The organism is Psychrobacter sp. 1Y4 (assembly GCF_051847555.1).
The window spans coordinates 1-850 of record NZ_JBPYDE010000329.1; the positions used below are offsets into that span (position 1 = coordinate 1).

Consider the following 850-nt stretch of genomic DNA (forward strand, 5'->3'; position numbering starts at 1 on the left):
GACATTTTTGGCGATATTTTTGGTAACTTTGGTGACATCTTTGGTCAATCACGTGGTGGTGGCGGTGGACGCTCGCGTCGTGGCTCTGACCTGCGTTATGTGATTGAGCTGACATTAGAAGAAGCGGTACGCGGCTGCAAAAAAGAAATCAGCTTTACCGCGCCCGCACCATGTGACACTTGTGATGGTAAAGGTGCCAAAGATGCCTCTGATGTCGTGACCTGTCAGATGTGTCATGGTCAAGGCCAAGTGCGTATGCAGCAAGGTTTCTTTGCCGTGCAGCAAGCTTGCCCACAGTGTGGCGGCTCTGGTAAGCAAATCAAAAACCCTTGCCCTGACTGTCATGGTAATGGCGTCAAAGACAAGTCACGCACGCTAGAAGTATCTATCCCAGCGGGCGTCGATGATGGGGATCGCGTGCGTCTGGCAGGCGAAGGCGAGGCTGGCGGTGCAGGCGTACAGAATGGCGACTTGTATGTCGAAGTACGCGTCAAACCGCATAATGTCTTTACCCGTCAAGGCGCTGATCTATATATGGATGTACCAGTCAGCATCACTGATGCAGCACTCGGTAAAGAAGTTGAGATCCCAACCTTAGATGGTAAAGTAAAAATCAAAGTGGCAGAAGGTACGCAGAGTGGCAAATTGCTACGTGTACGCGGTAAAGGCGTGACGCCAGTACGCACCACGATGAAAGGTGATTTGATCTGCCGTGTGGTCATCGAGACTCCTGTCAACCTAACTCGTGAGCAAAAAGATCTATTGCGTCAATTCCAAGATACATTGGATGATGATAGCAAGCATCAGCAGTCGCCACATAAAAAATCATTCTTTAAAAAGATTGGCGATT

1 protein-coding gene is annotated in these 850 nt (G+C 49.5%); it reads left to right on the plus strand.

Annotated features, from left to right (window positions below; genetic code table 11):
- Positions 1-850: molecular chaperone DnaJ (dnaJ, locus tag ACS8FC_RS16120; protein WP_439297516.1), on the plus strand; the 850-nt coding region annotated here is incomplete at both ends.